Here is a 19103-nt window from a genome sequence, read left to right as displayed (position 1 = left end):
GCTAAATTATAAACCCTTTTAGCTTTAAACGCCTTTAAAAATTTAAATTTTTTATTTCAAAACCATAAGCATTGAAGCTCTCATCAAGCAAGGCTTTAAATTGATAATCAAAAATATGCGTTTCATAAGAGTGTAAATACATTCTTGATGAACTAATTTTTGCATATTTTTCATCACCGATAATACCGTGTTTTATATGATTTAAATGTACTCTAATTTGATGTGTTCTACCCGTTTTAATGACTGCTTTTATTAAGGTTTTTTTAGCATTTACCATTAAAGGTATAACTTGGGTATGAGCTTCTAAGCCAAATTTATCGATTTTACTAAAAGCTCCGGATTTATTTTTTATAGTAGTTATTTTTTCACAAATTTCAAGTTCTTCAGCGATTACACCATCAACAATAGCTAAATAGCTTTTATAAACATTTTGCTTTTTATATTCTTGGATACATTTTAGTCTAAATTCCTCATCTTTACTTAAAAGTAAAACCCCGCTTGTTTCTTTATCAAGCCTGTTGATTAATTTAGCATTATAAACACTTTCTAAATTCTCACTAATTTCTCCATAAGGCTTATTTAAGGCTATGATTTTATCATCTTCAAAAAGTATTTTTGCTTTTTTTATTTTTTGTACAACAAATCTTGTTTTAGAGCTCATCAAAGCTCTAGCTATAACAACCTTTTTACCCATAGCAAAAACACAGCCTTTGTCAATCAAATCTTTTGCTGCGTTATTAGAAATTTTTTCTTGCATTGCAAGCAATTTATAAGCTTTTTCTTGCATCTAAACCTTCTTTTATACTTAATATAACTTCACTTAAATCACTTTGTTCTTTAAGTTGTGCTTGTGATAATTTTTGCTTTAAAAAATTATTTATATCTTTTACACTCTCACAAATATACAAATCATCAACTTCTTGATATAAACTTTCTTGATTAAAAAAATATTTCCCTGAGATAATAGCATTATTCCATCTAGCTGCTTCTATGGGATTATGTCCACCTATATTATCTACAAAAGAGCCGCATAAAAAAACCACATCACTAATCTTATAAAAACTTTCTAGCTCACCCAAAGTATCTAACAATAAACATTTGGTATTAAAAAAATTTGCAAAATCATTTTCACTTAAAGTAAAGTCTGAAAATTTTTGCATATTATAGTGGTTTTTTTGACAAAAATCTTTTAAAATTCCCTCAACCTCGCCAAAACGCTCCGGATGTCTTGGGGCAATAATCAATTTATCATTTTCTTCTAAATTAATTTCATCAAGCAATAATTGCTCTTCATTTTCATGTGTGCTAGCAAATACAATAATCCTAGCTTTAGGTTTGGAATAGTTTTTCACTTGCTCTTGTTTTATATTAGCTTTAATATTCTTATATGCTATAACATTTTTAGCGCCCAAGCATTCTAATCTTTCTTTGTCTTTTTGACTTTGCGCAAATACAACATCAATATATTTAAAAATCAAACGATAAAAAAAGCCAAAACGCTTGTAATTTTTTAAAGATCTATCGCTAATCCTAGCATTTAATAAAATCACTTTTGCATTATAAAATTTAGCCATAAACACAAGTATAAGCCAAAGCTCTGCTTCAAAAATAACCAAAACTTTACAAGGTCTCATCCAAAAAGGCACAAAAATTTCAAATGGTAAAAAATTTACTTTTTTAGAATGTCTTAAAGCTTCATTAAATCCAGTTTGCGTGATGGTTGAAATTTTACAAGTTGGAAAAAGTTTTATTAAAGGAATAAGGCTTTTAATCTCACCAAAAGAACAAGCATGAAAATATACATCACCTTGTTTTTGTCTTAAATTTTTGTAAAGAAAAAATCTTGATTTTAATGATATTTTATACTTTTCCTTACAAAAACTTAAAATCAACAAAAAAGGAGCTGCAACTACATATATAATCGCAGCAAAAATATAATAAAAAAAAATCAATTTTGATTTTCTTCTTTTTCTTTGTATAAAATTCTTCCACAATGTGGACAAGTTACGATTTCATCGCCTTTTAAAACAGCTAAATAAGTTTTGTCATAAATTCTCATAAAACAGCCATAACAAGCATGTTTTTTTACAGGAACTACAGCGCTATTTCCCGCCCATTTTCTAATTTTTTCATAAAAAGTTAAAACTTTTTGATTTATTTCACCCATTAGTTTAACTTTTTTATCATAAATTTGTAATCTATCTTTTTCAATATCTACTAATACGGCTTTAGTTTGAGCATCGATTTGATCCACTTCATTTTCAAGTTCGCTTCTTTTAGCTTGCAATTCTTGTATGAATTTTTCTTTATTTTCTAAAATTTTATCCAATCTTTCTATTTCTTCATTTGCTGCATCAAGTTGCTCTTTAGCTATATCTTCTTCAATTTTTAAAGCATTTGCTTCTTTTTCAGTTTTTATTGCAGCACTTTTTTTAGCTATTTCTTTAATTTTTACACCAAATTCTGCAATATGGTTATTGTTTTGAACTTTTTGATTTTCTATATCTTTAATATCTTTCTCAAAACTAGCAATTTCCTCTTCAGTTTTATCAAGCAAATTACGCTTTTCTTTTAAATCTTTTGTAGCATCTTCTACTTTATTTGTAAAACCATCAAGTTCTTTATCAATTTGCGATAAAGTTATAAGTTGTTCTAGGTATTTATTCATTGAATTTTTCCTTAAAAATATTGAAATGGATTTTTTGAAACTGATATTATAACTTCTAAATGAAATTTTTGCAAATCTTTTGCTAAAATTTCACTAAAACAAGATTCGCTTTCATAATGTCCTATATCAATCAAACTAAGTTTATTATGATAACTTTCCAAAGCTTGATGATACTTAAAATCTCCACTTAAAAAGCAATCTGCCTTAACACTAGAAATCAAATCTCCCCCACTGCCTGTACATATTGCTAAAGTTTTAATTTTCTCATTACCTGCATTTACAGCTCTTATACAATCAAGCTTTAAACTTTTTTTCACATGAGTAATTAAATCACTAAATTTAAAATCAACATCACAATAAATTAAAAACTCATTTTGCTCTTTGATTTTAAAACCTAAAATTTCATTAGTAAAATAAGCATTTAAATGGCTTAAATCAAAATTCGTATGCATAGTGATTAAGGCTATATTTTTTTGTATCATTTTAGTAAGAATATTTTGCGGATACAACACCCCACTTAAGTTTTTTAAGCCTTTAAAAATTAAAGGATGATGAACTATAAATAGTGAATTTTCACTCGCATTTTCAATTAAATGCATATCCACATCAAGAGCAAGATAAATCTTGTTTATATCTTGATCGAAATTTCCAAGCAATAAGCCACTATTGTCCCATGAACTTTGCGTATTAAATGGACTAATAGTATCTAAATAATCATAAATTTCTTTAATTTTCATCTAAACTTTCTTTATACACCAAAGCACAGTTTTTAGATAATTCTCTAATTTTAAGCATAAAATCTTGTCTTTGAGTTACTGAAATAGCTCCTCTTGCATCAAGCAAGTTAAAAGTATGCGCTGCTAACATACAATAATCATATGCGGGTAAAGCAAGCTTTGCTTCTAATGCATTTTTGCACTCATTATAAGCATTTTCAAATTGCACATTTAAAGTTTTTACATCACTTACTTCAAAATTATATTTACTAAATTCAAACTCACCTTGCTTATGAACATCTTTATAAGTAATTTTTTCGCCGTTAAATTCATTCCAAACTATGTCATATACATTATCTACATCTTGCAAATACATTGCAAGTCTTTCTAAACCATAAGTAATTTCAGCACTTACTAAATCTACGCTTATACCGCCAACTTGCTGAAAATAAGTAAACTGTGTCACTTCCATACCATCAAGCCAAACTTCCCAGCCCAAACCCCAAGCGCCTAGACTTGGGCTTTCCCAGTTATCTTCAACAAAACGAATATCATGCGATTTTAAATCAAAACCTAAATTTTCTAAACTTTTTAAATATAATTCTTGAATATTATCAGGACTTGGTTTAATCAAAACTTGAAATTGATAATAAGCGCCTAACCTATTAGGATTTTCTCCATATCTACCATCAGTTGGTCTTCTACTTGGTGCTACATAAGCAGTTGCCCATGGTTTTTTTCCTAAACTCCTTAAAAAAGTTGCCGGATGAAAAGTCCCTGCACCTGCTGGAAAATCATAAGGTTGCATAATAGCACAACCTTGCTTTTGCCAAAATTCTTGTAAATTTAATATCATTTGAGAAAAGGTCATTTTTCTTCCTTTATTTCTTCTGACTTTTCAGGCGAATTTGCATATAATTCTACTGTTTTATTCCACATCATTTTATATTTTCTTTTTAGAAATTCTACTTCATTGCGTGCATATTTAAGTTGCTCATTAAGATTTTCTATAGTTTTTCTATCCTCATCGTAAAGTTCTTGCATAGAATAAAGAGCATCTTTTAAAAATTTATTCTCACCCTTTAAAGCTTCTAAAGTCTCATCCTTAGCATCAAGAACTTTTTCATGTAAATTTAAAATAGTTCCTATAGTTTTTTCTACAAAACTTTCTCCTGCTAAAGTCATAGAATTTACCATAGCAGGTTGTTTTGAACTCATAGGCACCACACTAAAAGTTCCTTGATTAGCTTCTATATAAATTTTACCCTCTTCTTCTTTGAAATTTAAAGCACCATTTGCCATCATTCCTTTTACAACATCTTCAGATAAATGTACTAATTGACAAAATTCTTTTAATTCCAAGTAAGTTTGCATACATGCTCCTTAAAGAAAAACTTCAATTGTATTAGAATCTTGGATTAATTTTTCTTGTTGTTTTTGTCTATCTTCTAATAATTTTTGCGCTAAAGACTCATCTTCTATTGCTAAAATTTGTACAGCTAAATAAGCTGCATTAATAGCCCCTGCTTTACCTATAGCCACAGTTGCTACAGGAATTCCACTTGGCATTTGCACAGTAGAAAATAAAGAATCCATACTTGCTAAATTACTTCCTGGCATAGGTATACCTAAAACAGGTTTTGTTGTGTGTGCTGCAACAGCCCCTGCTAAATGTGCTGCCATACCTGCTGCGGCAATAAATACTTTAGCACCTTTTTCTTCTGCGTTTTTAATGTATTCTTGAGTTCTTTGAGGACTTCTATGTGCTGAAGTGATTAAAATTTCATATTTAACATCAAATTTTTCCAAAATTCCCAAAGCTTCTTTTACCACATCATAATCACTCTTACTTCCCATCAATATAGAAACAAATTTCATTCAACACTCCTTCTTAAAAAGCTAAATTCTGGAAGCTTAAATGGTAAAGTAATTTCATTTTCATTACCACTATGAATTTCACTAAATTCTTTATTATTTTTGGCTAATAATTGCTTAAAAACTATAAATTTCTTACCATCATTTTCATAAATTAAACCTAGTTTATTTTCTCCTAATTCTATATTAGAATTAACCGGAGCTAAAATTTCATATTCTTTGTTTAATTCTATCTTGCCTTTACATTTAAAAAACTCACCATCTTCACTAATAGCATGCACTTGATGAGTTCCTTCTTCTATGCTTGTATCATGATTAATAGAATCGGTTTTTTCATAAGCTCTTGAAACTAAATATCCATCCGTAAAACCTCTGTGTTTTAAAGTATGAATTTCTTTTTCATATTTGCTCGCATCGAAAGTATTTTGCAATACATCTTGCACTGCCATTTTATAAGTTCTTGTAGTCAAAGCTACATAGTACTCACTTTTTGTTCTTCCTTCTATTTTAAAAGCATGAATACAATTTTCTTGCATAATTTTTTGAATATATGAGCTTAAATTTAAATCTTTAGAATTAAATACATGTGTGCCATTTTCATCTTCTTCTAATCTAAAAAGCGTATTTGTTTCTGGATTTTTCGCATAAAGCTCATAATTAAATCTACAATCATTCGCACAAGAGCCACGATTACTCATACGCCCACTTTGTACTGAACTTATTAAACATCTACCAGAATATGCAAAACACATAGAACCATGCACAAAACTTTCAAGCTCAATATCACAATTATTTTTTAAATCTTTTGCATCTTTTAAACCAAGCTCCCTTGCTATAACAACGCGCTTAGCTCCCATGTCTTTATAAACTTGGGCGTCTAAATAGTTTAAAATATTAGCTTGAGTGGATACATGAAGATTGATTTCAGGTGCAAGTTCTTTAACTAAACGCATAGCACCCACAGAAGCTACTATAAAAGCATCAGGTTTCATTTCTTTTAATTTTAAAATATGCCTTTTTAAACCCTCAATTTGTGAGCTAAAATGAAAACCATTAATGGTTACATAAATTTTTTTTCCTCTTGCATGCGTATAATCAATAGCTTCTTTAAAAGTTTCATAATTAAAATCTCTAGCAGTTCTTGCTCTTAATGAAAAATTACTCACTCCTGCATAAACAGCATCAGCTCCATAAGCTAACGCTATTTTTAATTTTGTAAAATTTCCCGCAGGAGCTACTATTTCAGGAATAATCATTTTTTTCCTAAACTTGCGATTAATGCCTCAATATCATCATTGCTTACAACATCTGTAGTTGTATCCCCTTCAATATGCACAGCCGATCCTACGCGTTTTTCATCATCAATTTTACCTTCAAATAAACTACTCATATATCTACTTAAAGCTCTCATAACATTAATAACACGCTCGATTTTTTGGCGGTGAATATCTTGATATTGCATAGCATCCATTGCCATCATAACTTCATCTTGTCCAGTTTGTAAACAACCTGTAATTTCATCTATAATATTTTTAGCATTATTATTGGTTTCTATAGCCTCTTTAAAGCTTGCAACATTAGGAAATTTTGCATTTAGTTTTTCAAAAATTTCTATATTTTTATTTAAAGCATCACTAATTACACAAAGCTCATTTTCTGAATTTGCAAAAAAATCATTAATAGCTTCTAATTTTTCCATCATTTCAGTAGCTTTGATTTCACTATCTCTTGTAACATCATCAAGTTGATGTACAACTTTATGTTCTTTACTAGGTGGTGGTGGTGGCCAAGCCATATCTGCTCTTGCTTTATAATCGCCGTTAATCATATCGTTTACAATTTGCTGATTTTTTTCCTCATCTTCATACTCTGTTTCAGGTTTTGTTTCTGTTTCTTCTACAGAGTCAAGATCTAAGTCTTCAGTGCTATTCATTAAAGCATCTAATTCTTCTTGAGTCATTGTCACACCTTTTTTAATAATAAAAAACTAATGCGAGATTATATTACAAAAAAATATAAATCAATATTAATTTTAGTTTTTTTATACAAAATAACATTTTTTTATACTTGACTATAAAAAAAATATTAATTTAAACTTAATTTAAAAAAAATATACTACAATCTTAAAAAATAAATTAAAACCTAGTAAAAAGGAGAAAAAATGGGTAAGTTTGTAAATAATATTGATGAGTTTTTTAGCTATTGTCAAGAGCATGAAGTTTTATTTGTTGATTTTAGATTTACTGATATGATAGGCACTTGGCACCATATCACTTACAATATAAAAGCAATTGATGATAAAACTTTTGAAAACGGAATTCCTTTTGATGCAAGCTCTTTGCACGGTTGGCAACCTATAGAAAAATCGGATATGATTTTAAAACCTGATGTAGAAAGTGCGTTTTTAGATCCATTTACAGCAGATCCTACTATCATAGTAATTTGTGATGTATATGATATTTATAAAGATCAAATGTATGAAAAATGTCCAAGAAGTATTGCAAAAAAAGCAATGCAACACTTAAGCACAAGCAACATTGCTGATACTGCTTATTTTGGTCCTGAAAATGAATTTTTTATTTTTGATAATGTAAAAATAGTTGATTCTTCTCACTGTGCAAAATATGAAGTAGATACTGAAGAAGGTGAGTGGAACGATAATAAAGATTTCACAGATAGTTATAATAGTGGACATCGCCCAAGAAATAAAGGTGGATATTTTCCTGTAAGTCCTATTGATTCTAGTGTAGATATTAGAGCTGAAATGGTGCAAGTTTTAGAAAGAGTGGGTTTAAAAACTTTCGTACATCATCATGAAGTAGCACAAGGGCAAGCTGAGATTGGTGTAGAATTTGGAAATTTAGTTGAAGCTGCCGATAATGTACAAATTTATAAATATGTAGTGAAAATGGTAGCGCATTTAAATGGAAAAACAGCAACCTTTATGCCAAAGCCACTCTATGGAGATAATGGAAGCGGTATGCATGTACATATGAGCCTTTGGAAAGATGGAGTAAATTTATTTTATGACAAAGAAGGTTATGGAAAATTAAGCGAATGTGCGATTAATTACATCGGTGGAATTTTAGCTAATGCAAGAAGTGTTGCCGCATTTACTAATCCTAGCTCAAATTCTTATAAAAGAATAGTTCCAGGTTTTGAAGCACCTTGTATATTAACTTATTCTTGTCAAAATCGCTCTGCAAGTTGTCGCGTGCCTTATGGTATTAACGAAAAAAGCGCAAGAGTAGAAATAAGATTTCCTGATAGCACTTCTAATCCTTACCTAGCTTTTACAAGCTTGCTTATGGCAGGACTTGATGGTATTAAAAACAAAACCATACCGGTTGGCCCTATGGATGAAAATTTATTTGCACTAACCCTAGATGAGATTAGAGAAAAAGGTATAGAGCAATTACCTCACACTTTAAGAGGATCTTTAGAAGCACTCATTAGAAAAAATGCTTTCTTAAAACCTGTTATGAGTGATGTGTTTATCGATGATTATCAACACATGAAATTTGAAACCCAAGTATGGCCTGTAGAAGCTAGACCAACTGCATATGAGTTTAAAACTTGTTATTCTTGCTAATTTTTGATGCCTTTTTGGCATCAAAAATTTAAAATACTATTGTTTTATTTTCGTGTATAAAAATCCTATCATCAAACACTAAATCCAAAGCCTTAGAAAAAACATTTTTTTCCACATTGCGTCCTGCTTGTTGCATAGCCTGCCAAGAATATTCATGAGTAACCGGTATAACATCTTGGGTAATGATTGGTCCCTCATCTAGGTTATTATTTACAAAATGTGCTGTTGCGCCTATAATCTTAACCCCTCTTTCATAAGCTTGCTTATAAGGATTAGCTCCTATAAATGCAGGTAAAAAAGAATGATGGATATTAATAATCTTCCCTTCAAAATGCTCCACAAAAGATGGAGATAATATTCTCATATATTTTGCTAAAACAATATAATCAAACTCGTATTGTTTTAAACACTCTAGTAATTTTTCTTCATGCTCTTGCCTACTTAAATCCTGCGCTAAAATAGTATGAAAAGGTATGTTAAATTTATCCACCAAAGGTTTTAACACCTCATAATTTGCAACAACTGCTTTAATATTTGCGTTAAATTCCCCACTAAATTGGCGAATAAGTAATTCACCCAAACAATGAGTTTCTTTGGTAGCTAAAACAATAATATCTTTTTTTCTCTTTGGTGTAATTTCAATTTGTGCATTATCAGGAAGCATGGCCTCAAGCGTTCCTTTAAAAGCTTTTATATCAAGCTCACCTTCTAAATGCGCCCTAAAGAAAAAACGATTTTCTCCAACAAATTCATCATTTTTTATAATGTTGATTCTGTATTTAAAAATAACATCTGAAATTCTATAAATCAATCCTTTTTCATCACTACTTGAAATTTTTAAAATATATTCATTCATTTTTGCTCCTTTATATAGTTTTTTAATTCTTGTAATCTTCTTTTTTCAAGCTCAATCCCAAGTTCTTTCCCGCTAAATCCTTCTTTTAACAAATCATTAGCACTAATTTTACTTTCAAAAGTATGATAATATAAATTTAATTTCTTTGCTTGTGCTATACGCTCATTATCCCAAAGTCCAAGCCATTTGCAAAGTGGTATTTTTAAAGCAATTTTAGCTAAATTAAAATTATCAATTTTACCTAAAATAAACTCTTGTTCACATTTTTTTAACAGTTCTTTTTTTAATTTTGTTTTTTTAAAAAATTCCTCTTTATTTATATGAAAAAAATTCAAATACAAATACAAAAACAAAGCCTCATTGCAAATTAATTTTTGACTTTGTTCTAATAGCCTTTCAAATTCTTCATTGCAACTTTGATGAAAAAAGATTTTTTCTTCTAAATTTAAAATTTTTAAATACTCATAAGCTTTATTTAGTCTTGAAGTTTTAAAAATCTTGTAAAGTTCGTTATTAATGCGTTCTTTAGATAAATCACTTATATCCATAGTTTGCATTAATTTTAAACTTTCTTTTGCAATTGTTAAATCAAACCTGCATGCAAAAGAAATTCCACGAAGCACTCTTAAACTATCTTCAACAAAACTTTTATCATCAATATGTCTTATAATCTTTGCTTGCAAATCTTGCAAACCATTAAAAAAATCTAAAAATTTAAAATCAAAAATATTTACCATCAATGCATTAATGGTAAAATCCCTTCTTTTAGCTCCTTCTTGCTCATCATTACAAACTTTAACCTCAAAACCTCTATGGCCTGTAGAAATTTTATTTTCATAACGTGCTAGAGCTAAATCAAATTTTTTATATTTATATACAAAAAAACTTTTTCCTACTCCATTTGCACCAAGTTTTTTCATAAGCTCATCAAAAAGCTTAGGCTCAATATCATAAATTTCTATATCATAATCATCACTAGATAAATCTAAAAAAGAATTCCTTACACAACCACCTACTAAATAAGCTCTTTGCGTGTAAGGTTTAAGTGCGTTTTTAATCCTTAAAAAATCTTGGTCATTTTTTAAGTCTATCTTCAATCTTTGCAAGCAAAAACTCTAAAAAAGTAATGGTCATATCTAATCTTTTTTCCATATGCTCATCTTTGGTATTTTTTAATCCTTCAAATAAAACCAAAATACGCTCTCTAAGATTTTTTAAGAAAAATTCTTCATTGTTTATAATACTTTCTTCTTTTTCTTCTAAAGCTTCAACCTTAATAGCGACATTTTGCTTCTCATCTTTTACTTTTACTTCTAAATCATCTAATTCTTGAATTAGCTCTTGTGCAACCTTGCTAATTTCTTCTTTGATTTTTTTTTCTTGAGTATTAACACTTTTTTCTTGAGTAATTTCTTCTACCATAGGAGCAAATTTATCGTTTTTACTTTTTTTATTATCTAACTCTGAATTAACTTCACTAATAGCCATTTTTGCTAAATCTTCTATGTTCATAGTTTTATCAACCACCTTTTAAATTCATTAATTTCTTCTTCACTTTTCATATTGACAAAAAAATCAAGCATATCATAATTTAAATTTTCATGATTAGAACGCAAGCCACTTAAACGCCTTATAGCATCAATGGCATTTTTATTTTGCGGATCTTGTTTTAATATATTTTTATAAATCTCCAAAGCTTCATCTTTTAAACCTTGTGCTTCATAAATAGAAGCTTCTGTTACTGTATATCGCATTATCAACTCACAAAAAAATAAAATGCCAAAATTCTAACAAAAAAGACTTTAATTTATTTTAATTTTTACTTAATCACAGGAGCTTTATATGCTAAAAATACAAAAATATTAAGTGTTATAGCTACCATAATAAGCATAATAAAACCTAAAGTAAAATTTCCAAAGCTATCATGAAGCATACCTATAATCCAAGGTGCTTGAGCTGCTATTAAATACCCTATGCCTTGTGACATAGCAGAAAGTTTGGCTGCTATAAAAGAAGTTGAACTTTTTATAGCAATAAACAATAATGAAATTGTAAAAACCCCACTAGATGCAAAACCTAAAAAAATAGCTGCTAACAACAACACTAACTTTACATCGCAAAAAAATACCAAAATAAAACTTAAGACATATAAAAAACCTAATATTATAATAACAAAACTCTTAGCATGAGCTCTTAGTTTTCCTAAAACAATAGGCAATAAAAATGCTACGGGCATGCCTATGATTTGAGAAAGTAACAAAACATTAGAACCAAAATCAATTCCAAAACCTTTTTCACTTATCATCACACTAAGCCAAGCAAAAAGACTGTAAGATAAAAAACTTTGCAGCCCCATTACAATAGTAACTTTCCAAGCTGTTAAATTTAAAAAAAGATTTATTTTATTGATATTTTTCTTTTTAGGACGCAATAATCTTTTATTTTTCAAATGTGGAAAATAAAAAAACAAAGCAATCAAAGCTAAAACAACCCAAAAAAACATAGCTTGAGGTACTTCAAAAATTTTAAGCAAAGGAAGTGATAAAGCTACTCCAGCAATTGAAGATAAACCTATAATTGATCCATATAAACCCATTATTTTATAAGCATTTTTTGCAAATTTTTCCTTTACAAAAGAAGGTAATAAAACATTAGCTATTGCAATGCCTGCTCCAATTAAAAAAACCCCATAAAATAAACCTATATTACCTCCATAACTTCTGATAAGCTCTCCAAAAACAATTAAACACAAAGCAAAAAACAAAGCTTTAATTTGTGAAAAATATGCTACAAAAAAAGATATAAGACCAAAAGCTATCAAAGGTAAAGTTGTAAGCATTCCTGCTAGGGCTGAATTTATCTTATAGTATTCTTGAATGTATTCTATCATAGGACCTATAGAGGTTATAGGTGCTCTTAAATTTAAAGCAAGGGTAATTACAACTAAAATATTAATCCAAAAGAATTTTTTATATGAAATTTGCGTATGCATGATTATTTTTGATTTAATATATTTTCAAGATATTTTTGTTTATCTTGCTTAATATCTTTTTGTTCTATTTGTTTTTGCTCTTTTATTATTTCATTTTCTTTAGAAAAATAAAAATGATCAATGATAAAAATAGAAGATATGATTACTATTAAAGGTATTAAAAAAACCATAATCAATATTTCCTAAAGACATTGCCATAATATTCTATATTATCTTTTTTTAAATTCTCATCAAAAGCATTTGCCTCAAAATTTGCTTTTAAAATTTTTTCTCTTTCTTCATCTAAATCTTGATAAGAAAAAACCATATTAATACTCACTACCCCATCAAGCTGTTCTAATTGTTTATATGCTTTTAACTCATCATCTAAATTTTCACTTTCTATTACTACTATAATTTTTTCATCCTGAGCTAATTCCACACTACAACAAGGTGTTTGCTGAATTTGCTTTTTAAGTTTTTCTAATTTTTCTTCTTTAGTTAAAATCAACACACTAGAAAGATTCATCTATACTCCAAAATATAATTTTGTTTTCATAACCTGCACTAATAAACTCATGCTCGTTTAAAAATATAAGATATTCTAGCAAAAAATCTTTATTTTGGAATTTTTTTATTGTTTTTAAATTTTTAGTATCTATAAGTTCTATGATATTTTTTTCATTATCTCCAAAAACTGCTATTGAGCCATCTTTATTTAAAGCACAAGTATAAATCAAAAAATCTCTTTCTATATTTTTTTCTTGGTCATTTTGCACTATACCTAATTTTCTATCAGTGCTACAACTTGCAATAATTGTGTTTTTAAAATCAAGTTGATAAATATTATCCTTATGAATACTCTTATAACTTTTTATTTTTTGCCATTTCTTCACATCAAAAAGTATTATTTCGCCACTTTCAAAACCTGCCACTAATTGAGTTTTTGTTTCATTTAAAACCACATCACTTAAGCTTGAACTAGAAAAAGTAAAATTTTTTACAACACTTTTTGTTTTTAGATCAAAAAGCTCTATATTAGAACCTAGCAAGGCTAATAAAATAGTATTATCATCTAAAAACAAAGCCTTTTTTACCCCATCATTAGCTAAATCATGGCTTAAAAGTTGTTTATTTTTATAAACATGTAATTTTTTACTTCCAAAATCACCTTCACTTAAAATCAAAATAGCCCCATTTAAGTAATCAATACTATAAATTCTAGGGCTAAGATTTTCTTCATAAAAATTTTTAATCTTATCTAACTGAGTGATTTTTTGCATTTTTTTATCTTTAATGAAGTATTCATTTATTTCTCCATTATCAAGCCCTATAAACAAACTATCATCGACAAGTTTCAAAGCATTTAAATTTGAATCAAGTTTAAGCTCATAGCTAAATACATAAATACTCACTAACAAGATTAAAAATATTTTTTTCATAATTTTATTTTACACCTTCATTTAAAACATCTAAGAAATTAGATTTTTTCTTTGATTCCTCGCTTTTAAATTTAGCTTCAAAGCTATTTCCCACTAAAGGTTTAGCATCGCTTTGTGGTACATGACACTGCGTACAATTAAATCTTGCATCACTTACCATATCTTTAGTAGATTTATTTTTTCTTAAATCAAAATAATGACTACTTGGAAGTGCTGTTGCAGCTAAATCTTTTGCTACTGCTTTATCATGACAACTTAAGCAAATATTATTATCTTTGGTAATTGGAAGCATATCCTCTAAAGTATGTGGAATCAATGGTGGAGCATTTTCAAACGACCTCTCAATCAAAACAGATTCACCAGCTAAAGCTTGAGAGTATTTAGCATCTAATAACTCTACATTTTCACTTTCTAAACTTGTTTTTCTTAAACCTATATCTTTTGAATCAACACTTTTAACAGCAAGCCCACAAGCACTTATTAAAACAGCTGCTGCTAAGGATAAAAAGATTTTATTTTTCATTTTCTCTCCTTAAATTTATTATACTAAAACCTAAAGCATCATCACCGCAAACATCAATACATTTTCCACATCTTATACATTCACCCGATTTTATATCTTGATTTTCTTTGCCTATCATCCAAAGCACTTGCTTTTCAGGACATACCCCAAGGCATTTATAACACTTGGTGCATTTTTGCAAGTTATATCTTACTTTTAGTAATGAAAAATGCGAACTTAAAGCCCAAAAAGCTCCTAAAGGACAAAAATGCGAACAAGTAAATCTTGGACTAAAAAATGTATCTATACAAAAAATAATCAAAGCTACAAAAAGCCAAGAAACACCGCCAAAAATAATCCCTCTTTGGATTATTCCTATATAAGAAAATTCCTCAAAAACAGGAAAAGAAAAAAGAAAAGAAAAAATCAAAACAAAAGCTAAAACATAATAACGTAAATTTTTATTTACATTAAAAACTCTTGCTTGATTAAAGCCTAATTTATTTCTAATAAAATAGGCAAAATCAGTAATGATATTTACAGGACAAACCCAAGCACAAAACGCTCTTCCAGCAAAAACAGCATAAAATAAAAATACTATTAAAGCACCACTTAAAGCCATTAAATCTACTTGCAAACTTGCTAAAGCAAGTTGAATAAATGCAAAAGGATCGCTTAGTGGCACCGAAGAAAATAAAACCGAAGAGCTTAAATTTCCTTTTAATATAAAATTAAATACACCAAAAGAAAAAAAAGTCAAAATAGACAATTGCACTATTCTTCTTAAAATAAGATATTTCATAGCAATTCTCCATCATTAAGATAATCTTTAGCCTTATTTTTATTGAAATTTTTATCCGTATTTACATCTTGTAAACGTTTTTCATCTTTTTCATCCCAACCTTTGATGTAATTATCCCCAACTTTTCCTAAAACAAATTCTCTAGGTAAAACTCTAATAGCTGCTTTTTGTGTTATACAGGCTTTTTCACAAATCCCACATCCAACACACACTTCATGATCTACCATAGGTAGTAAAAATGCATGCTTTGCGGTTCTTTCATTGCGTTTTGTTTCAAGTTTTAATGCTTTATCTATTAAAGGACAAGCTCTATAGCAAGCATCACATTGAATTCCCCAATAAGCAACACAACTTGCACTATCAATTATAGCTATACCCATTTTTGTTTTATAAATTCCATTATTTTGCTCTAGATATTTATGATCTAGCGCATTTGTAGGACAATCTCTTATACAAGGTATATCCTCGCACAATCTACAAGGATTTTCTCTTGCTACAAAAAAAGGTGTGCCATTTTTAGCACTATTTTCTAAATTTGCTAGTTTTAAAACATCATAAGGACAAGCTTTTACACAAAGTCCACATCGTATACATTTTGACAAAAACTCTTTTTCATCATCTGCTCCAGGAGGTCTTAAAAAATACTCCTGATTTGAGCTAAATGCTAAACTTGCCAAAAATGCACTTCCGCTTCCTATGCATAAAAGCTTAAAGGTAAAGGCTAAAAATTCTCTTCTGTTTTTCATTTTTATGCTTTAGTAATTTTTACGGCACATTTTTTGAAATCTGTTTGATTAGACAATGGACAAGTTGCATCTAGTGTAACTTTATTTATATACACATTCTCATCAAACCAAGGCACATACACAAGGCCTTTAGAAGGTTTATTTCTACCACGAAAATCTACTCTAGCTTTTACTTTACCACGGCGTGATTCTACCCATACAATATCGCCTTGATTAATTTTCATAGCCTTAGCATCATCTTCATTCATATAACAAAGTGCTTCAGGTACTGCACGGAAAAGCTCAGGAACCCTCATAGTCATAGTTCCGCTATGCCAATGCTCTAAAACCCTACCAGTACATAACCAGAATGGATATTCTTTACTTGGTCTTTCAGGTGCTTTCATAAATGGTCTAAAGAAAATTTTCACTTTATTTTTTAAGCTATATTTTTCTTTAGTTTGTGGAGCTAGTAAATCTCCTTTTGGTAATTCTTTAGCAAAACCTCCATAAAATGCAAAGTCTGAATTTGGAGCAGCTTTTTTAGCATAATAATCAAATTTGGTATTAAATCTCCATTGAGTTTCTTTGCCATTTACTACAGGCCATCTTAAACCTCTTACTTTATGATAAGTATCAAAATCAGCTAAATCATGTCCATGACCTAAACCAAATTTGCGGTATTCTTCCCATAGATATTTTTGTACAAAAAATCCATACCCATTAAATTCTTTACCATCACTACCTATAACTTTTCTCTCATCACCAAATACTTCAGAATTATCAAATCCTTTTGCGATATTATCTTTAGCTTTGAAAGATTTTGCTTCTTTATTAGCAAATAATACATCATATAAAGTATCATCTTCACTATAACCCATAGCTTTAGCTTCTTCTAAAACACTTGGCAGAGTAAGCTTATCATTTACCTTAGTTTCACCCCAAACTTCTTTTAATTTAAAGCGTTTTGCAAATTCCATAATTTGCCAAGTATCACTCATAGCTTCACCTACAGGCAGCACTTGCTGTTTCCAGTGTTGAGTTCTTCTTTCAGCATTACCATAAGCACCCCATTTTTCATAAATCATAGCACTTGGTAAAATTAAATCTGCCACTTTAGCACTAATTCCTGGGTAACAATCACTCACAACGATAAAATTATCCATTTCTCTAGCCGCTGCTATCCAGTGATTTGCATTAGCTGTATTTTGCCAAGGATTATTTACTTGCACCCAAGCAAATTTGATATTTCCATCTTCTAAATCCCTCATGATTTTTAAGTATGGAGCACCTGGTTTAGGATTGATTGTTTTTGCAGGAACTTTCCAAATTTTTTCACTAATTTCTCTGTGTTTAGGATTTGCAACCACCATATCAGCAGGTAAACGATGTGAAAAAGTCCCTACTTCTCTTGCAGTTCCACAAGCACTTGGTTGCCCTGTCAATGAAAACGCACCATTACCTGGTTTAGCTTGTTTACCAAGTAAAAAATGCACCATATAAGCTTGCTCATTTACCCAAGTACCTCTTGTGTGTTGATTAAAGCCCATAGTCCAAAAACTTACAACTTTTCTATTTTTTTCTATATATAAATTTGCTAATTCTTGAAGTTTTTTCTTAAATTCTTCTATACTTTCATCTTCATTGCCCTTAGCAACTTTAGCAACATAATCAAGCGTATAAGGCTCTAAAGCTTTTTTGAAATCTTCAAATGAAATTTCCCAATGCGCATCAGGAGCACTTTGGTGTTTCATTTCAAATTTATCGCCTGCTTTTACCCCTAAATAAGCCAAAGATACTGCTTCTTCTTCGTCTACAATAATAGCATTTTGTTTTGCTACGGTATCTTTTTCACTCGCTTTAAATTTAGGATGGTTTGGATTATTTCTCATTCCATAACCAATATCAGCATAACCTGTTGTAAAAATACAATGTTTTTCAATAAATTCTTTATCCATAGCTTCAGGATGATTATAAACAATTTCCCTTGCTATATAATTCCAAATAGCTAAATCAGTATTTGGCTTGAAAATAATTTCAGTATCTGCTATATGAGAGGTTCTATTAGAAAAAGTAGATAAATTTACGATTTTAACTTTATCTAAATTACTTAATTTTCTATCACTTACCCTTGACCATAAAATCGGATGCATTTCTGCCATATTTGCACCCCAAGTAATGATAGTATCAGTAAGTTCTATATCATCATAACAACCAGAAGGCTCATCAACCCCAAAAGTTTGCATAAAACCAACAACAGCACTAGCCATACAATGACGTGCATTTGGATCTATATTGTTTGATCTAAAACCAGCTTTTACTAATTTTGCAGCAGCATATCCTTCTTGTATAGTATATTGACCACTTGCAAAAATTCCAATTCCCTCAGCACCTTTTTCTTTGTAAGCTTTTTTGAATTGTTTTTCCATTTCATCAAAAGCTCTTTGCCAAGAAACTTGTTGAAATTTTCCTTTTTTATCAAACTCACCTTTTGCATTTACACGAAGTAAAGGTGTTACTAAGCGATCTTCTCCATACATAATTTTTGCATTAAAATAACCTTTAATACAATTTAACCCACGATTTACCGGAGCTGCTGGGTCTCCTTTTACAGCAACAATTTTACCATCTAAACTTGCAACTAAAATTCCACAGCCTGTACCACAAAATCTACAAACAGCCTTATCCCAACGCCATTTATTCTCAGTATTTGCAAGCACACTACTTGGAACACTAAGACCTGCAACACCACAAGCACTAGCAATAGCGGTATTTTTAATGAAGTCTCTTCTGTTCATTATATCCCTCGTTATTGTTTATTCAATGCATTTTAATACATCTTCAAAATATTACTACATTTATGGTAAATTTAAATTATAAAAAAGAATATTTTATAAATATTTATAAATAGGAGTTTTTTGGTATTTTTTTAATATTTTTTGCATATTATAAAA

22 protein-coding genes are annotated in these 19103 nt (G+C 29.4%); 1 reads left to right on the top strand and 21 read right to left on the bottom strand.

The window, feature by feature from the left end; translation table 11 throughout:
• Window positions 1–34: 34 nt before the first annotated feature.
• From L8V82_RS00470 to L8V82_RS00430, 9 genes are read right to left on the bottom strand one after another with little or no spacing between them, the layout of a single operon-like run.
• Window positions 35–787, bottom strand: coding sequence for a pseudouridine synthase family protein (locus L8V82_RS00470; RefSeq protein WP_263723622.1), 753 nt, complete (start codon window positions 785–787; stop codon window positions 35–37).
• Window positions 768–1952 carry a lipid IV(A) 3-deoxy-D-manno-octulosonic acid transferase gene (waaA, locus tag L8V82_RS00465; RefSeq protein ID WP_263723621.1) on the bottom strand — a complete coding sequence of 395 codons (1185 nt, stop codon included), beginning with the start codon at window positions 1950–1952 and terminating at the stop codon, window positions 768–770. Before waaA ends, L8V82_RS00470 begins: the two co-directional genes overlap by 20 nt.
• Window positions 1949–2668 (bottom strand): zinc ribbon domain-containing protein, encoded by a 720-nt coding sequence (locus L8V82_RS00460; protein WP_263723620.1) that lies wholly within the window; start codon window positions 2666–2668, stop codon window positions 1949–1951. The genes waaA and L8V82_RS00460 overlap by 4 nt, the downstream gene beginning before the upstream one ends.
• Window positions 2669–2679: 11 nt before the next feature.
• Complete coding sequence (locus L8V82_RS00455) at window positions 2680–3405, bottom strand: Nif3-like dinuclear metal center hexameric protein (protein WP_263723619.1); 726 nt, start codon at window positions 3403–3405, stop codon at window positions 2680–2682.
• On the bottom strand, window positions 3395–4255 hold the full coding sequence (gene glyQ / locus L8V82_RS00450) for a glycine--tRNA ligase subunit alpha (protein WP_039618598.1): 861 nt from the start codon (window positions 4253–4255) through the stop codon (window positions 3395–3397). Before glyQ ends, L8V82_RS00455 begins: the two co-directional genes overlap by 11 nt.
• Window positions 4252–4758, bottom strand: a complete 507-nt coding sequence (locus L8V82_RS00445; RefSeq protein WP_263695382.1) for a DUF3972 domain-containing protein — start codon at window positions 4756–4758, stop codon at window positions 4252–4254. The genes glyQ and L8V82_RS00445 overlap by 4 nt, the downstream gene beginning before the upstream one ends.
• A gap of 9 nt (window positions 4759–4767) precedes the next feature.
• Window positions 4768–5262 (bottom strand): 5-(carboxyamino)imidazole ribonucleotide mutase, encoded by a 495-nt coding sequence (gene purE / locus L8V82_RS00440; RefSeq protein ID WP_263677245.1) that lies wholly within the window; start codon window positions 5260–5262, stop codon window positions 4768–4770.
• Window positions 5259–6515: a peptidase U32 family protein gene (locus L8V82_RS00435; RefSeq protein WP_263683893.1), complete on the bottom strand. Its 1257-nt coding sequence runs from the start codon at window positions 6513–6515 to the stop codon at window positions 5259–5261. Before L8V82_RS00435 ends, purE begins: the two co-directional genes overlap by 4 nt.
• Entirely contained in the window at window positions 6512–7219 is a 708-nt protein-coding gene (locus L8V82_RS00430; RefSeq protein ID WP_263723618.1) for a protein phosphatase CheZ, read from the bottom strand. The genes L8V82_RS00435 and L8V82_RS00430 overlap by 4 nt, the downstream gene beginning before the upstream one ends.
• A 201-nt stretch (window positions 7220–7420) precedes the next feature.
• On the opposite strand from L8V82_RS00430, the gene glnA reads away from it, so the two are divergent.
• On the top strand, window positions 7421–8851 hold the full coding sequence (gene glnA / locus L8V82_RS00425) for a type I glutamate--ammonia ligase (RefSeq protein ID WP_263695379.1): 1431 nt from the start codon (window positions 7421–7423) through the stop codon (window positions 8849–8851).
• Between the two features lie 28 nt (window positions 8852–8879).
• Here the strand turns inward: glnA and purU are convergent, their stop codons facing one another.
• The 12 genes from purU to napA form a co-directional block, all read right to left on the bottom strand.
• Window positions 8880–9707, bottom strand: coding sequence for a formyltetrahydrofolate deformylase (purU, locus tag L8V82_RS00420; protein WP_263723617.1), 828 nt, complete (start codon window positions 9705–9707; stop codon window positions 8880–8882).
• Complete coding sequence (locus tag L8V82_RS00415; RefSeq protein ID WP_263723616.1) at window positions 9704–10813, bottom strand: CCA tRNA nucleotidyltransferase; 1110 nt, start codon at window positions 10811–10813, stop codon at window positions 9704–9706. The genes purU and L8V82_RS00415 overlap by 4 nt, the downstream gene beginning before the upstream one ends.
• Window positions 10782–11219, bottom strand: a complete 438-nt coding sequence (gene ciaD / locus L8V82_RS00410; RefSeq protein WP_263723615.1) for an effector protein CiaD — start codon at window positions 11217–11219, stop codon at window positions 10782–10784. Before ciaD ends, L8V82_RS00415 begins: the two co-directional genes overlap by 32 nt.
• Window positions 11216–11464, bottom strand: coding sequence for a hypothetical protein (locus L8V82_RS00405; RefSeq protein ID WP_263723801.1), 249 nt, complete (start codon window positions 11462–11464; stop codon window positions 11216–11218). Before L8V82_RS00405 ends, ciaD begins: the two co-directional genes overlap by 4 nt.
• Window positions 11465–11526: 62 nt before the next feature.
• Window positions 11527–12699: an MFS transporter gene (locus L8V82_RS00400; protein WP_263723614.1), complete on the bottom strand. Its 1173-nt coding sequence runs from the start codon at window positions 12697–12699 to the stop codon at window positions 11527–11529.
• 2 nt (window positions 12700–12701) lie between these two features.
• A complete protein-coding gene (locus tag L8V82_RS00395) occupies window positions 12702–12869 on the bottom strand; it encodes a hypothetical protein (protein ID WP_263674658.1) in 168 nt (55 codons plus the stop codon).
• 2 nt (window positions 12870–12871) lie between these two features.
• Window positions 12872–13207 carry a chaperone NapD gene (locus L8V82_RS00390; RefSeq protein ID WP_039641788.1) on the bottom strand — a complete coding sequence of 112 codons (336 nt, stop codon included), beginning with the start codon at window positions 13205–13207 and terminating at the stop codon, window positions 12872–12874.
• On the bottom strand, window positions 13194–14120 hold the full coding sequence (locus L8V82_RS00385; RefSeq protein ID WP_263723613.1) for a WD40 repeat domain-containing protein: 927 nt from the start codon (window positions 14118–14120) through the stop codon (window positions 13194–13196). Before L8V82_RS00385 ends, L8V82_RS00390 begins: the two co-directional genes overlap by 14 nt.
• A gap of 4 nt (window positions 14121–14124) precedes the next feature.
• Entirely contained in the window at window positions 14125–14643 is a 519-nt protein-coding gene (locus L8V82_RS00380; protein ID WP_039626505.1) for a periplasmic nitrate reductase, small subunit, cytochrome c550 protein, read from the bottom strand.
• Window positions 14633–15424: a quinol dehydrogenase ferredoxin subunit NapH gene (gene napH / locus L8V82_RS00375; protein WP_263723612.1), complete on the bottom strand. Its 792-nt coding sequence runs from the start codon at window positions 15422–15424 to the stop codon at window positions 14633–14635. The genes L8V82_RS00380 and napH overlap by 11 nt, the downstream gene beginning before the upstream one ends.
• Window positions 15421–16170 carry a ferredoxin-type protein NapG gene (napG, locus tag L8V82_RS00370; protein WP_263723611.1) on the bottom strand — a complete coding sequence of 250 codons (750 nt, stop codon included), beginning with the start codon at window positions 16168–16170 and terminating at the stop codon, window positions 15421–15423. The genes napH and napG overlap by 4 nt, the downstream gene beginning before the upstream one ends.
• Before the next feature lie 2 nt (window positions 16171–16172).
• A complete protein-coding gene (gene napA, locus L8V82_RS00365; protein WP_263723610.1) occupies window positions 16173–18947 on the bottom strand; it encodes a periplasmic nitrate reductase subunit alpha in 2775 nt (924 codons plus the stop codon).
• Window positions 18948–19103: the final 156 nt, after the last annotated feature.

Origin of the sequence: Campylobacter sp. IFREMER_LSEM_CL2151 (assembly GCF_025771725.1) — a bacterium.
Lineage (GTDB): Bacteria > Campylobacterota > Campylobacteria > Campylobacterales > Campylobacteraceae > Campylobacter_D > Campylobacter_D lari_C.
Note: the sequence above shows the minus strand (reverse complement) of the source record. Positions and strands in the feature narration are given on the sequence as shown.

Excerpts from the sequence above, each read along its gene's own strand:
- L8V82_RS00470 (WP_263723622.1), bottom strand. The coding sequence starts at position 787 with ATGCAAGAAAAAGCTTATAAATTGCTTGCAATGCAAGAAAAAATTTCT.
- L8V82_RS00460 (WP_263723620.1), bottom strand. The coding sequence starts at position 2,668 with ATGAATAAATACCTAGAACAACTTATAACTTTATCGCAAATTGATAAA.
- L8V82_RS00455 (WP_263723619.1), bottom strand. The coding sequence starts at position 3,405 with ATGAAAATTAAAGAAATTTATGATTATTTAGATACTATTAGTCCATTT.
- glyQ (WP_039618598.1), bottom strand. The coding sequence starts at position 4,255 with ATGACCTTTTCTCAAATGATATTAAATTTACAAGAATTTTGGCAAAAG.
- L8V82_RS00445 (WP_263695382.1), bottom strand. The coding sequence starts at position 4,758 with ATGCAAACTTACTTGGAATTAAAAGAATTTTGTCAATTAGTACATTTA.
- purE (WP_263677245.1), bottom strand. The coding sequence starts at position 5,262 with ATGAAATTTGTTTCTATATTGATGGGAAGTAAGAGTGATTATGATGTG.
- L8V82_RS00435 (WP_263683893.1), bottom strand. The coding sequence starts at position 6,515 with ATGATTATTCCTGAAATAGTAGCTCCTGCGGGAAATTTTACAAAATTA.
- L8V82_RS00430 (WP_263723618.1), bottom strand. The coding sequence starts at position 7,219 with ATGACTCAAGAAGAATTAGATGCTTTAATGAATAGCACTGAAGACTTA.
- glnA (WP_263695379.1), top strand. The coding sequence starts at position 7,421 with ATGGGTAAGTTTGTAAATAATATTGATGAGTTTTTTAGCTATTGTCAA.
- purU (WP_263723617.1), bottom strand. The coding sequence starts at position 9,707 with ATGAATGAATATATTTTAAAAATTTCAAGTAGTGATGAAAAAGGATTG.
- ciaD (WP_263723615.1), bottom strand. The coding sequence starts at position 11,219 with ATGAACATAGAAGATTTAGCAAAAATGGCTATTAGTGAAGTTAATTCA.
- L8V82_RS00400 (WP_263723614.1), bottom strand. The coding sequence starts at position 12,699 with ATGCATACGCAAATTTCATATAAAAAATTCTTTTGGATTAATATTTTA.
- L8V82_RS00395 (WP_263674658.1), bottom strand. The coding sequence starts at position 12,869 with ATGGTTTTTTTAATACCTTTAATAGTAATCATATCTTCTATTTTTATC.
- L8V82_RS00390 (WP_039641788.1), bottom strand. The coding sequence starts at position 13,207 with ATGAATCTTTCTAGTGTGTTGATTTTAACTAAAGAAGAAAAATTAGAA.
- L8V82_RS00385 (WP_263723613.1), bottom strand. The coding sequence starts at position 14,120 with ATGAAAAAAATATTTTTAATCTTGTTAGTGAGTATTTATGTATTTAGC.
- L8V82_RS00380 (WP_039626505.1), bottom strand. The coding sequence starts at position 14,643 with ATGAAAAATAAAATCTTTTTATCCTTAGCAGCAGCTGTTTTAATAAGT.
- napH (WP_263723612.1), bottom strand. The coding sequence starts at position 15,424 with ATGAAATATCTTATTTTAAGAAGAATAGTGCAATTGTCTATTTTGACT.
- napG (WP_263723611.1), bottom strand. The coding sequence starts at position 16,170 with ATGAAAAACAGAAGAGAATTTTTAGCCTTTACCTTTAAGCTTTTATGC.
- napA (WP_263723610.1), bottom strand. The coding sequence starts at position 18,947 with ATGAACAGAAGAGACTTCATTAAAAATACCGCTATTGCTAGTGCTTGT.